The following is a 12,354-nucleotide window of genomic DNA, read 5'->3' as shown; positions in this document are numbered from 1 at the left end:
CGTTCCGCACCACCCGAGTTTTCGTAGGAGAGGACCGATTCCCATGGCCGATGCCCCCACCGGCAAGGTGACCTTCGTCGGTGCCGGCCCCGGCGCCGCCGACCTGCTGACGTTCCGTGCCGCGCGCGCCATCGCCGAGGCCGACGTCGTGATCTGGGCGGCCAGCCTGGTGCAGGCGGAGGTCCTCGAGCACGCGCGCGAGGGCGCCGAGATCCTGGACTCGGCGACCCTGTCCCTGGAGGACGTCGTCGCCGTGTACGAGCGGGCGCACGCGCAGGGCCTGCGCGTGGCCCGGATCCACTCCGGGGACCCGGCCCTGTGGGGCGGCACCCAGGAGCAGCTCGACCGGTGCGCCGGGATCGGCATCGAGACCGAGGTCGTGCCGGGTGTCTCCGCGTTCTCCGCCGTCGCCGCGCTCGCACGGCGGGAGCTGACGATCCCCGAGGTCGCCCAGTCCGTCGTGCTGACCCGGCTCGGTGGCGGCAAGACGCCGATGCCGCCCGGGGAGGAGGTGCGCGAGTTCGCCCGGCACGGCACCACGATGGCGATCTTCCTGTCGGCGGCCCGCAGCGGCCAGCTGGTACGGGAGCTGCTGGAGGGCGGCTATCCGACGACCACCCCGGTCGTGGTGGCCTACCAGGCGACCTGGCCGGAGGAGCTGATGGTGAGGTGCACCATCGGCACGCTGGAGGAGACCGTCAAGGAACACAAGCTGTGGAAGCACACCCTGTTCCTGGTCGGCCCGGCGCTCGACGCCCACGGCACCCGCTCGCACCTGTACCACCCCGGTCACTTCCACGGCTACCGCAAGGCCGACCCGGAGGCCCGCAAGGCCCTGCGCGCCCGCGGCGCGAACACATGATCACCGTCGTCGGCACGGGCACCGGGACGCCCCTTCCCGCGGACGCGGTCGCCGGGGCGGACCTGGTGGTGGGCGCCCGCCGGCATCTGGCGGCCGCCCGGCTGCCTCAGGACGCGGAGCGGATCGTCCTGGGGCCGCTGGCACCCGCGCTCGACGCGATCGAGCACCACCTCGGCAAGGGGCGGCGGGTCGCGGTGCTCGCCTCCGGGGACCCCGCCTTCTTCGGGATCGTCCGCGCGCTGGCCGAGCGGTTCGGGCCGGAGCGGCTGGACGTGCGGCCGGGTGTGTCCTCCGTGGCCACCGCCTTCGCGCGGCTCGGGCTGCCATGGGACGACGCGGTGGTGGTGAGCGCGCACGGCCGTGATCTGCGGACCGCGGTGCAGGTGTGCCGGGCGCGTCCGAAGGTGGCCGTGCTCACCGGTCCGGGTGCCGGCCCCGCCGAACTGGGGGCGGCCCTCGCCGGCGGCCCCGGCGAGCGGGTCCTCGTCGTGGCGAGCGCACTCGGCGATCCCGGGCACGAGCGCGTGGAGCGCCTGACGCCCGCCGAGGCAGCGGGACGCGACTGGGGTGCGGCGGTCAGCGTGGTGCTGTGCCTCGACCCGGCGGCGGCTCTCGGGCCGGTGCGCACGGTGGCGGGACCGGAGCCCGGCCCCGACGTCTGGGCCCTGGAGGAGAGCGCGTTCACCCACCGCGACTCCATGATCACCAAGTTCGAGGTCCGTGCCCTGGCGCTGGCCCGGCTGGGGCCGCGCCTCGGCGATCTGGTCTGGGACGTCGGCGCGGGCTCCGGCTCGGTGGCCGTGGAGTGCGCCCGGCTCGGTGCGGCCGTCACCGCGATCGAGAAGACCGCGGACGGTGTCGCACGAATCCGGGCCAATGCCGCGGCGCACGGCGTCGACGTGCGGGTCGTGCACGGTGCCGCGCCCGGCGCGCTGGACGGGCTGGACGAGCCCGACGCCGTGTTCGTCGGGGGCGGCGGACGCGAGCTGCCCGCCATCGTGACCGCGTGCGCACGGCGGGCGCGGCGGGCCGTGGTGATCGCCATGGCCGCGCTGGACCGCGTACCGGCGGCGCGCGAGGCGCTGATCGGGGCCGGGTTCACCTGCGACGGCGTGCTGCTGCAGTCGTCCCGGCTGGCGCCGCTGCCGGGCGACGTGACCCGGCTCGCCGCGACCAACCCTGTTTTCCTGCTGTGGGGCACGCGGCCTCCGGCGCGTACCGAAGGAGTTGCTCAGTGATCGGCCTCATTTCCGCCACCGCGGCGGGGGCGGCTGCGCGGGACCGGCTGGCGGCGGCGTGGCCCGACCGGACGCGGGTGTACGACGGCCCGGCCGGGGACGCCGTACGGGCCGCGTTCGCGGAGTGTGACCAGCTGGTGTGCTTCCTGGCGACCGGGGCGGTCGTCCGGCTCGTCGCCCCGCTGCTGGCGGACAAGGTCTCCGACCCGGGCGTTGTGTGTGTCGACGAGGGCGGCCGGTTCGCGGTGTCCCTGGTCGGCGGGCATGCGGGCGGGGCCAATGAACTCGCCCGCGCGGTGGGCGAGGTGCTGGGGGCCGAGCCCGTGGTGACGACCGCGACGGACGCGGTGGGGCTGCCGGGCCTCGACATGCTCGGGTTCCCCGTCCAGGGCGATGTCGCCGGGGTCTCGCGGGCGCTGCTCGACGGGGAGCCGGTGGCCCTGGCGGCGGAGGTGAGCTGGCCGCTGCCGCCGCTGCCGGTCGCTGTGGAGGGCGCGTACACGATCCGGGTGACGGACCGGGCCGTGGAGCCCGCCACGCACGAGGTCCTGCTGCGGCCGCCGTCCCTGGTCGTCGGCGTCGGCGCGTCCAAGGGCGCTCCGGTCGACGAGGTCCTCGCCCTGGTGGAGGAAGCACTGCGGGACGCCGGGCTCTCCCCCGCGTCGCTCGCCGAACTCGCCACCGTCGACGCCAAGGCCGAGGAGCCCGGCATCCTGGGCGCGGCCGAGCGGCTCGGGGTGCCCGTGGTGACGTATCCCGCGGAGGAGCTGGCGGAGGTCGAGGTGCCCAACCCCTCCGACGCGCCGCTCGCCGCGGTGGGCACGCCGTCCGTGGCGGAGGCGGCCGCGCTGGTCGGCGGCGGTGAACTCCTGGTGCCCAAGCGCAGGTCGGCCGGGACTCCGGCGATGGCGACCTGTGCCGTGGTCCGCAGGCCGGGGCGCGGACGGCTCGCCGTCGTCGGGCTGGGCCCCGGCGCCCGGGACCTGCTGACGCCGCGCGCTCGGGCGGAGTTGCGGCGCGCGTCGGTGCTGGTCGGGCTCGACCAGTACGTCGGCCAGATCCGCGATCTGCTGCGGCCCGGCACCCGGATCCTGGAATCGGGGCTCGGCGCCGAGGAGGAGCGGGCGCGTACGGCGGTCGCCGAGGCCCGGAAGGGGCATGCGGTGGCGCTGATCGGCAGCGGCGACGCCGGGGTGTACGCGATGGCCTCGCCCGCGCTGGCCGAGGCGTCCGACGACATCGACGTGGTGGGGGTGCCCGGGGTCACGGCGGCGCTCGCGGCCGGGGCGATCCTCGGCGCGCCGCTGGGCCACGACCATGTGTCGATCAGCCTCTCCGACCTGCACACCCCCTGGGAGGTCATCGAGCGCAGGGTGCGCGCCGCGGCGGAGGCCGACCTCGTGGTGACCTTCTACAACCCGCGCAGCCGGGGCCGGCACTGGCAGCTGCCGAAGGCGCTGGCGATCCTCGCCGGGCACCGGGCGCCCTCGACGCCGGTCGGTGTCGTACGGAACGCGTCGCGGCCGGACGAGTCCGCCCGGCTGACGACCCTGGCCGGTCTCGACCCGGCGACGGTCGACATGATGACGGTCGTGACCGTCGGCAACACGGCGACCCGTGAGATCGCGGGACGCATGGTGACGCCGCGCGGCTACCGCTGGCAGGAGGAGCCCAAGTGAACCGTGTGGTCCACCCGATCGAGCAGGAGTCCTTCCGGCGGCTGCGCGCCCGCCTGGACACCTCGCACTTCCCTCCGCTGACGCGGGCGGTGGTGGAACGGGTCATCCACTCCGCCGCCGACCTCGAGTACGCGACGGATCTCGTGCTGGACGAGGCCGAGTTGGCCGGGGCGCACGCCGCGCTGCACGCCGGAGCGCCGGTGGTCGTGGACGTCGAGATGGTGGCCGCCGGGATCACCCGGCGCGAGACGGTCTGCCGTCTGAAGGACGCCAGGTCCGGTCCCGGGCTGACCCGGTCGGCGCATGCGATCCGGCTGGCCTACGAGGAGGTCGGCCCCGGAGCGCTCTGGGTCATCGGCTGCGCACCGACCGCTCTGGAGGAGCTGCTGACCCTCGATGCCTCCCCCGCGCTCGTCATCGGCCTGCCGGTCGGTTTCGTCGGCGCGGTCGAGTCCAAGGCGGCGCTGCGCGAGAGTGGGCTGCCCGCCGTGAGCAACGTGTCCGAGAAGGGCGGTTCGGCGGTCGCTGCGGCCGCGCTCAACGCCCTGCTGTACCACCCCACTTCGAAGGAGAGCCTGTGACCACCCCGCCGCCCGCCCTGCTCATCGCCGGCCACGGCACCCGGGACGAGGCCGGCGCCGAGGCGTTCCGCGACTTCGTGCGGGAGCTGGGGCGCCGCCACCCCGAACTGCCCGTCGCGGGCGGCTTCATCGAGCTGTCGCCGCCGCCGCTGGGCGAGGCGGTGGCCGAGCTGGTGCAGCGGGGGGCGCGCAGGTTCGCCGCCGTGCCGCTGATGCTGGTGTCCGCCGGGCACGCCAAGGGGGACATCCCGGCGGCACTGGCCCGCGAGAAGGAGCGGCACCCGGGGATCTCGTACACGTACGGACGTCCGCTCGGCCCGCACCCGGCGCTGCTGTCGGTGCTGGAGCGGCGGCTGGACGAGGCGCTGGGCGGCTCGGCCCGCACCCCTGAGGACCGGGCCGATGTGACCGTGCTGCTGGTGGGCCGGGGCTCCACCGACCCCGACGCGAACGCCGAGGTGTACAAGGCGGCGCGGCTGCTGTGGGAGGGGCGCGGGTACGCGGGCGTGGAGACGGCGTTCGTCTCCCTGGCGGCGCCGGATGTGCCGAGCGGACTCGACCGGTGCGCGAGGCTGGGCGCGAGGCGGATCGTGGTCCTGCCGTATTTCCTCTTCACGGGCATCCTGCCGGACCGGGTGCGGCAGCAGACGGAGGGCTGGGCGGAGGCGCATCCGGAGGTCGAGGTGCGCTCGGCGGACGTCATCGGGCCGGAGCCGGAGCTGCTCGACCTGGTGAGGGAGCGGTACGAGGAGGCGGTGAAGGGGGATCTGCGGATGAACTGCGACTCATGCGTGTACCGGATCGCGTTGCCGGGCTTCGAGAACAAGGTGGGGCTGCCGCAGCAGCCGCACTTCCACCCGGACGACGACGGCCACCACCACGGTCACGGGCACCACCACCACGGTGGGCACACACACTCCCATGCACACTGACACTCATATGCACACGGAACACGAGGGCGGTCCGCACGACCTACGGCATCACGGGGACGCCGAGGTCCGGGACGACGGGGCGGCGCTGTGCGACCTCGCGGTGAACGTGCGGGCGGACACGCCCCCCGCATGGCTGCGCGAGGTGATCGCCGGGTCGCTGGACGGGCTCGCGGCGTACCCCGACGGGCGGGCCGCACGGGCGGCGGTGGCGGCGCGGCACGGGCTGACCGCCGAGCGGGTCCTGCTCACGGCGGGCGCCGCCGAGGCGTTCGTCCTGCTCGCGCGTGCCCTCAAGGCCCGTCGACCGGTCGTGGTGCACCCGCAGTTCACGGAGCCGGAGGCGGCGCTGCGGGCGGCCGGGCATGCCGTGGGCCGGGTCCTGCTGCGGCAGGCGGACGGCTTCCGCCTGGATCCGGCGCTGGTTCCCGAGGATGCGGACCTGGTGCTGATAGGCAACCCGACGAACCCGACGTCGGTGCTGCATCCGGCGGCCTCGATCACCGAACTGGCCCGCCCCGGACGCACGTTGGTGGTCGACGAGGCGTTCATGGACGCGGTTCCCGGGGAGCGGGAGGCGCTGGCCGGCCGCACGGACGTGCCCGGGCTCGTGGTCCTGCGCAGCCTGACCAAGACCTGGGGGCTGGCGGGCCTGCGCATCGGCTACGTCCTGGCCGAACCCGGGACGATCGCCGAACTGGAACGGGCGCAGCCGCTGTGGCCGGTGTCCACGCCCGCGCTCGCGGCGGCCGAGGCATGTGTGTCGCCCCGGGCGCTGGCGGAGGCGGCGCACGCGGCACACCGGGTGGCGGCGGACCGGGCGCATCTGGTGGCGGGACTGCGGGAGTTCGGGCCCGACGGGCTGCATGTGGTCGAGCCGGCCGAGGGCCCGTTCGTCCTGGTCCGCCTGGCGCGTGCGGCGGCGGTACGCCGCCATCTGCGGGATCTCGGCTTCGCGGTGCGCCGCGGGGACACGTTCCCGGGCCTGGACGGCAAGTGGCTGCGGCTGGCGGTACGGGACCGGGCGACGGTGAACCGCTTCGTGCAGGCCCTGGACCGTGCGGTGACGCTGGCGGGGCGGTGAGGGGGAACGCCGGACGAGCTGGTTCCGGCGTGGGGTCAGCCGCGCCGGCGGCGGGCGAGGCCCACCGCTCCCCCACCGGCCAGGAGCATCACGACCGCCCCGGCCACGACGTACGGCGTCACCGCGCTTCCGCCGGTCTGCGCGAGGCCGGCCCTCCTCGCGGGCGCCCCCTGCGGCCTGAGGTCCTCGACGGGATGTGTGGCGGAGGCGGTGGGAGCGGCCGGTGCGCCGCCCGCCGCGGCGGGGGCCGCCGGTGCCTCGCAGGAGACGCCGCCGAGCGTCAGCGCCCCCTGCACCTCCGCCACGTTCAGCTTCGCCGGGTTCACGGTCACCGTCAGCCGCAGCGCGGAGGCCGCCGCCGTCCGTGAGGTCGTCCGGGTGGGCGACACCTCCAGCCGCACCTCTCCCACGCCCGGCACCTTCACGTCCGCCGGGCCACCGGCCGTCACCCTCACCGTCCGGCCGAGCACCGTCACCGCGCCCAGCAGGTTCGCCGTGGCGACCGGCTTCTTCCCGGCCTCGCACACGGCCTTCGAGGTGACGCCGTCGACCTCGATCAGGGACAGCAGGGGCAGCCCGGGCACATGGACCCGTGCGTGCGCCAGGCTGGTGGAGGCCTCCGCTCCGGTCGCGGACACCGTCGCCCTCGCCGTGGCGGCGTCCGCGGTGAGCACGCTGAACGGCCGCCCGCCGTCCACGCCGTCGAGACGTGCCGACAGCGCGGTCCGGTCCGCGCTCTGCGGAGCCTCGACGGCGTTGAGGGAGACGGTGAGCGGGGCGTTCACGGTCTTGTCGAGCAGGGACACATCGAGTCCGGTGCGCAGCACCACGGCGCTCGCGCGCCCACGGTGCTCGGTGGCGCCGGCGGAACCGGCGCCACCGAGCACCGTGGGACCTGTGGCCAGGGCGGTGGCCACCGCGACGGTGGCCAGACGGCGTGCGGGCATGCGGAAGATGGTGCCGTTCACGGGTGGGACCCCCAGGGAAGACAGGCTTGGGACCCGGAAAGAATCGCGGCACCGGTGACGCACCGTCAGCGATACGACACGACTTCACCCCATCGGGGATCTTTCGCGAACCTTTTCGAAATATGCGGCACGTCTGTTCCCCGGCGTCCCCGGGACATCCCCCACACCGGGGGCGCGCGGTCGTCCCGTGGACGCGCCTTGACCCCTATCCCACGATCCGCCCGTTCAGCACCACCCGCCGGGGCGCCGCCAGCACCCGGACGTCCGCACGGGGGTCCGCCTCGTACACCACGAGGTCCGCGGGCGCCCCCTCCTCGAGGCCGGGCCGGCCGAGCCACCGCCGGGCGCCCCAGGTGGTCGCGGACAGTGCCCGAACCGGCGGGATACCGGCGGTGACCAGCTCGGCGACCTCTCCGGCCACCAGCCCGTGCGCCAAAGAACCACCGGCGTCGGTGCCGACGTACACCGGGATCCCGGCGTCGTACGCGGCGCGCACGGTGTCGTAACGCCGCTCGTACAGCCGTCGCATGTGCGCCGACCAGCGCGGGAACTTCGACTCCCCGCCCCGTGCGAGCCTGGGGAAGGTCGCGATGTTCACGAGGGTCGGGACGATCGCCACGCCCCGCTCCGCGAACAGCGGGATCGTCTCCTCCGTGAGGCCCGTCGCATGCTCGATGCAGTCGATGCCCGCCTCGACCAGGTCGCGCAGCGAGTCCTCGGCGAAACAGTGCGCGGTGACCCGCGCCCCCAGCCGGTGGGCCTCCGCGATCGCCGCCTGGACCGCCTCGCGCGGCCAGCAGGCGGACAGGTCCCCGGCGTCCCGGTCGATCCAGTCGCCGACGAGCTTGACCCAGCCGTCGCCGCGCCGGGCCTCCTGGGCGACGTACGCGACCAGGTCCTCGGGTTCGATCTCCCAGGCGTAGTTGCGGATGTAGCGGCGGGTGCGCGCGATGTGCCGGCCGGCCCGGATGATCGCGGGCAGGTCGTCGCGGTCGTCGATCCAGCGGGTGTCCGACGGGGAGCCCGCGTCCCGGATCAGCAGGGTGCCCGCGTCCCGGTCGGTCAGCGCCTGTTTCTCGGCGACGTCCTCGGAGACCGGTCCGTGGGCGTCCAGGCCGACGTGACAGTGCGCGTCGACGAGACCGGGCAGCGCCCAGCCCTCGACGGTACGGACGTCCCGGGCCCCGGCCGGCCGGTCGTAGGAGATCCGGCCGTCGACCACCCACAGTCCGTCCCGGACCTCCTCGGGCCCGACGAGCACCCGCCCCTTCACGTGCAGTACCGCGTGATCGCTCATGTACCGCACACTAGTCCGCCTTCTACTCGCTCTTGCCCGCCCGGTCGGAGATCTCCTCCTCCACCTCGGCCATCGCGGGGTCGAGGAGCCGGGAGAGGAAGTGCCGGGTGCGCTGGTGGCGGGGGTTGCCGATGACCTGGCCGGGCGTGCCGTCCTCGACGACCACACCGCCGTCCATGAAGACGACCCGGTCGGCGACCTCCCGTGCGAAGGTCATCTCGTGGGTGACGACCATCATCGTCATGCCCTCCTCGGCCAGCATCCTCATCACGGCGAGAACGTCGCCGACCAGCTCGGGGTCGAGCGCGGAGGTCGGCTCGTCGAAGAGCATCACCTCGGGGCCCATGGCGAGCGCACGGGCGATCGCCACGCGCTGCTGCTGGCCGCCGGAGAGGGAGGAGGGGTAGGCGTCCGCCTTCTCGGCGAGGCCCACGCGCCGCAGGTTCTCGGCGGCGGTCCGGGCGGCCTGCGCCTTGTCCCGCTTGAGGACGCGGCGCTGCGGCAGGGTCAGGTTCTCGGTGACCGTGAGGTGCGGGAACAGGTTGAACTGCTGGAAGACCATGCCGATACGGCGGCGGGCGGCGTCGATGTCCACGTCGGGGTCGGTCAGCTCGGTGCCGCCGACGAAGACCTGCCCCTTGGTGGGCTCCTCCAGGAGGTTCACACAGCGCAGCAGGGTGGACTTGCCGGAGCCCGAGGGGCCGATGACACAGACCACGTCGCCCTGGCCGATCTCCAGGTCGATGCCGCGCAGCACCTCGTTGTCCCCGAAGGACTTGTGCAGGTCCCGGATCCGGATCTCTGGGGTACGGCTCACTTGACGGCCTCCTGGGCCTTGGCCTCCATACGGCGTACGAGGAAGCCGAGCGGGATGGTGACCAGCAGGTAGCACAGGCCGGCGACCAGGATCGGCGTGGAGTTGGCGGTCTGGCTGGCGAGGTCGCGGCCGAACTTGGACAGTTCGCGCTCCTCCAGGGTGACGCCCAGGAACAGCACCATCGAGGAGTCCTTGAAGAGCAGGACCAGTTCGTTGGTGAGCGGCGGGAGGATGATCCGGAACGCCTGCGGAATGATGATCGAGACCATGGCCCGGGTGGGCGAGAAGCCCAGCGAACGGGCCGCCTCCATCTGGCCCCTGGGTACGGCCTGGATGCCCGCGCGGATGGTCTCCGCCATATAGGCGGCCGACACCAGGCCGAGCGCGAGGGCCACCTTGCCGTAGGTGCCGCCGACGATCTCCATCCCGGGGAAGGCCAGCGGCACGGCGACCCCGACGAAGATGAAGATCAGCAGCGCGGGCAGGCCGCGGAAGATCTCGATGTAGACGCCGGCGACCCAGCGGTAGGGGCCCACGGACGACAGCCGCATCAGCGCGATGACCATGCCGAGCACCAGGCCGACGACAAAGCCGGACAGGGTGTACAGCACGGTGTTCTTCAACGCCAGGACGATGACGTCCGGGAACATCTGCCGGGCGATGGCCGTCTGCGCGAACTGGTTCCGCAGCCGGCCCCAGTCCGCCGAGACCGCCAGAGCGATCACGGCGGCGACGAAGACGGTGTACTGGGCGCCGCGCGAGAGCCTGCGCCGCCCGCGCCGGGTCAGGCCCTTTCTGCGCGGTGCGACGGCGGACCCGGCCGTGTCCGTGGGATGGCTCATGAGGCCGAGGGCGAGGGGCTGGACGGGGTGTACGGGCCGATCCACTTCTCGTACAGCTTCTTGTACGTGCCGTCGGCCTTCGCGCCGGCGATCGCCTTGTTGACCGCGGCGAGGAGCTTCGCGTTGCCCTTCTTCACCGTGAAGCCGTACTGCTCACCGGTGTTGAGGTTGTCCACCACCTTGAAGGCGCCCGCGTTGGCCTTGTCCTTGAGCCAGCCCTGGACGACCGGGTAGTCGATGATGACGGCCTGCACCTGGCCGGTCCGCAGACCGTTGAGGACGGCGTCGGAGGACTCGAAGGAGATCGGGTCGAAGCCCCGCTTCTTGGCGTAGTCCTCGCCGGTGGTCTGGGCCTGGGCGCCGAGCTTCCTGCCCTTGGCCTTCAGGTCGGCCAGCGAGCCGACGCCGCTCTTCTTGTCGACCAGGACGGCCTGGGTGGCGTCGAAGTACGGGTCGGAGAAGTCGACGTTCTTCTTGCGCTCGGGGGTGATCGTCATACCGGCCGCGGCCAGGTCGCACTCGCCGGAGTTGAGGAACGCGCCGGTCTTGAAGTTCTCGAAGGGCGTGTCGAGGATCTGCTGCTTGACCCCGAGGTCCTTGGCGACCAGGTCGATCAGCGAGACGTCGAAGCCCTGCACCTTGCCGTCGATCTCCGACTGGAAGGGCGGGTAGGGCAGGTGCGTGCAGGTGGTGAGCTGACCCGCCTTGACGAGGTCGACCCCGCCGGCGGCCGTCTTGCCTGCGCTGCCGCCGCTGCCGCTCGAGGTGCAGCCGGCCACGAGCACGGCACCAGCCGTCGCGGTGATGGCGGCCAGGAAGCGGGCCCGGCGGCCGAGGAGCGTCTTCACGGGGGGACCTCTCTATGGGGGTGTGGGGGGATGTGCGGGATCCGATTATAAGGAGAAGTTTGAGTCTCTCAAACCAATCCCATGGCTCCCAGGTCCCCCCGCCTAAGAACCAAGCGGTCGAAAGGGTGAAACACCGACGACCAGGCTCGGCTTCCCCCGGCCTGGATCACCAGGCCGTACGGGCGGACGTAAGCGCCGCGCTCCGTAAGCGCCGCGTCCGTGAGCGCGGGAGTCACGGTGGCCCCTGGCAGCGGCCCGGCGCCCTCGCGCCCACCCCGTGAAAAAATCGGCATTGCGTCCCGAATCTTTACGCGTAATCATCGAATTAGCGCCGGGTTAACGCCGGGCAGATTCCCACATTCTTCTGCCCGTTCTTCCGCAGGCTAAACGCAAAGATTCTGCGAACATCAGGCGGCACAATTCGAGCAGATTCCGTGATGATTGCGCGAGTGTGACCGACTCCACAACTCACCTCTTTTGCCCGGTATTTTCCGGGCATTCAGGCCGTAAACGCGCCCCACCTCACGTGCAGGCACGCGCCCGCGCGATAACACACACATCGCCGGTCCGTAACCCCGCCCGGCGATGCAATTTTCAATTCTCCTGGGTAAGTTGCAACGACATGACCGCCGCACAAGCAGACCTGCAAGCGGAATTCCTGGAAATGCCGGAAGGACTGCGGATCGACCGCCCGGAGGTGGCGGACGGGGCCGCACTCTGGCGCATCGCCAGGGACTCCGGAAAGCTCGACCTGAACTCCTCCTACAGCTATCTGCTGTGGTGCCGTGACTTCGCCGGCACCTCGGCGGTGGCACGCAGCGGACCCGAGGGCCGGCCCGTCGGTTTCGTCACCGCCTATCTCCGGCCCGACCGTCCGAGCACCCTCCTGGTGTGGCAGGTGGCCGTGGACGCCGACCAGCGCGGGCGCGGTCTTGCGGCACGGCTGCTGGACGGACTGACGGCACGGGTCGCGCACGAGTACGGGGTCACCGCGATCGAGACGACCATCACACCGGGCAACACCGCCTCCGAGCGCCTGTTCACCTCGTACGCCCGGCGCCACGGCGCTGCCGTCGAGACGGAGGTCCTCTTCGGGACGGACCGGTTCCCCGACGGACCGCACGACCCCGAAGTCCTCTACCGCATCGGTCCGCTCTCCGTCTGACTCCCCCACGACCTCTCCGTCTGGCTCCGCCCACGACACCCCCT

The 12,354-nt window shown here is 72.9% G+C and carries 12 protein-coding genes; 7 read left to right on the top strand and 5 right to left on the bottom strand.

Annotated features, from left to right (window positions below; all coding sequences use genetic code 11):
- Window positions 1–43 precede the first annotated feature (43 nt).
- From cobM to cobC, 6 genes are read left to right on the top strand one after another with little or no spacing between them, the layout of a single operon-like run.
- Complete coding sequence (cobM, locus tag LZ604_RS20155; RefSeq protein ID WP_234516796.1) at window positions 44–862, top strand: precorrin-4 C(11)-methyltransferase; 819 nt, start codon at window positions 44–46, stop codon at window positions 860–862.
- A complete protein-coding gene (gene cbiE, locus LZ604_RS20150) occupies window positions 859–2,100 on the top strand; it encodes a precorrin-6y C5,15-methyltransferase (decarboxylating) subunit CbiE (protein ID WP_234516795.1) in 1,242 nt (413 codons plus the stop codon). Before cobM ends, cbiE begins: the two co-directional genes overlap by 4 nt.
- Window positions 2,097–3,779 (top strand): precorrin-3B C(17)-methyltransferase, encoded by a 1,683-nt coding sequence (cobJ, locus tag LZ604_RS20145; RefSeq protein ID WP_234516794.1) that lies wholly within the window; start codon window positions 2,097–2,099, stop codon window positions 3,777–3,779. The genes cbiE and cobJ overlap by 4 nt, the downstream gene beginning before the upstream one ends.
- Window positions 3,776–4,360, top strand: a complete 585-nt coding sequence (locus LZ604_RS20140) for a precorrin-8X methylmutase (RefSeq protein ID WP_234516793.1) — start codon at window positions 3,776–3,778, stop codon at window positions 4,358–4,360. The genes cobJ and LZ604_RS20140 overlap by 4 nt, the downstream gene beginning before the upstream one ends.
- Window positions 4,357–5,292, top strand: coding sequence for a sirohydrochlorin chelatase (locus LZ604_RS20135; protein ID WP_234516792.1), 936 nt, complete (start codon window positions 4,357–4,359; stop codon window positions 5,290–5,292). The genes LZ604_RS20140 and LZ604_RS20135 overlap by 4 nt, the downstream gene beginning before the upstream one ends.
- The gene (gene cobC / locus LZ604_RS20130) at window positions 5,282–6,373 is read left to right on the top strand and encodes an Rv2231c family histidinol phosphate aminotransferase CobC (protein WP_234516791.1); all 1,092 of its coding nucleotides are present in this window, start codon (window positions 5,282–5,284) and stop codon (window positions 6,371–6,373) included. Before LZ604_RS20135 ends, cobC begins: the two co-directional genes overlap by 11 nt.
- Before the next feature lie 35 nt (window positions 6,374–6,408).
- On the opposite strand, the gene LZ604_RS20125 is transcribed toward cobC, so the two are convergent.
- The 5 genes from LZ604_RS20125 to LZ604_RS20105 all read right to left on the bottom strand — a co-directional run bounded on the left by LZ604_RS20125 (window position 6,409) and on the right by LZ604_RS20105 (window position 11,145).
- Entirely contained in the window at window positions 6,409–7,341 is a 933-nt protein-coding gene (locus tag LZ604_RS20125) for an SCO1860 family LAETG-anchored protein (protein WP_234516790.1), read from the bottom strand.
- 205 nt (window positions 7,342–7,546) lie between these two features.
- Window positions 7,547–8,638 carry an amidohydrolase family protein gene (locus LZ604_RS20120; protein WP_234516789.1) on the bottom strand — a complete coding sequence of 364 codons (1,092 nt, stop codon included), beginning with the start codon at window positions 8,636–8,638 and terminating at the stop codon, window positions 7,547–7,549.
- A gap of 22 nt (window positions 8,639–8,660) precedes the next feature.
- A complete protein-coding gene (locus LZ604_RS20115; protein WP_234516788.1) occupies window positions 8,661–9,455 on the bottom strand; it encodes an amino acid ABC transporter ATP-binding protein in 795 nt (264 codons plus the stop codon).
- Window positions 9,452–10,297: an amino acid ABC transporter permease gene (locus LZ604_RS20110; RefSeq protein ID WP_234516787.1), complete on the bottom strand. Its 846-nt coding sequence runs from the start codon at window positions 10,295–10,297 to the stop codon at window positions 9,452–9,454. Before LZ604_RS20110 ends, LZ604_RS20115 begins: the two co-directional genes overlap by 4 nt.
- Window positions 10,294–11,145 (bottom strand): transporter substrate-binding domain-containing protein, encoded by an 852-nt coding sequence (locus LZ604_RS20105; protein ID WP_234516786.1) that lies wholly within the window; start codon window positions 11,143–11,145, stop codon window positions 10,294–10,296. Before LZ604_RS20105 ends, LZ604_RS20110 begins: the two co-directional genes overlap by 4 nt.
- Before the next feature lie 622 nt (window positions 11,146–11,767).
- On the opposite strand from LZ604_RS20105, the gene ectA reads away from it, so the two are divergent.
- Window positions 11,768–12,310 (top strand): diaminobutyrate acetyltransferase, encoded by a 543-nt coding sequence (gene ectA / locus LZ604_RS20100; RefSeq protein ID WP_234516785.1) that lies wholly within the window; start codon window positions 11,768–11,770, stop codon window positions 12,308–12,310.
- Window positions 12,311–12,354 lie beyond the last annotated feature (44 nt).

Source organism: Streptomyces glomeratus, from assembly GCF_021462825.1.
Taxonomy (GTDB): domain Bacteria; phylum Actinomycetota; class Actinomycetes; order Streptomycetales; family Streptomycetaceae; genus Streptomyces; species Streptomyces glomeratus.
The sequence above is the reverse complement of the archived record's forward strand: the minus strand, read 5'-3'. Positions and strand labels throughout refer to the sequence as shown.

Bases quoted from the DNA above. Each gene is read 5' to 3' on its own strand.
- cobM (WP_234516796.1), top strand. From the start codon at position 44: ATGGCCGATGCCCCCACCGGCAAGGTGACCTTCGTCGGTGCCGGCCCC.
- cbiE (WP_234516795.1), top strand. From the start codon at position 859: ATGATCACCGTCGTCGGCACGGGCACCGGGACGCCCCTTCCCGCGGAC.
- cobC (WP_234516791.1), top strand. From the start codon at position 5,282: ATGCACACTGACACTCATATGCACACGGAACACGAGGGCGGTCCGCAC.
- LZ604_RS20120 (WP_234516789.1), bottom strand. From the start codon at position 8,638: ATGAGCGATCACGCGGTACTGCACGTGAAGGGGCGGGTGCTCGTCGGG.
- LZ604_RS20110 (WP_234516787.1), bottom strand. From the start codon at position 10,297: ATGAGCCATCCCACGGACACGGCCGGGTCCGCCGTCGCACCGCGCAGA.
- ectA (WP_234516785.1), top strand. From the start codon at position 11,768: ATGACCGCCGCACAAGCAGACCTGCAAGCGGAATTCCTGGAAATGCCG.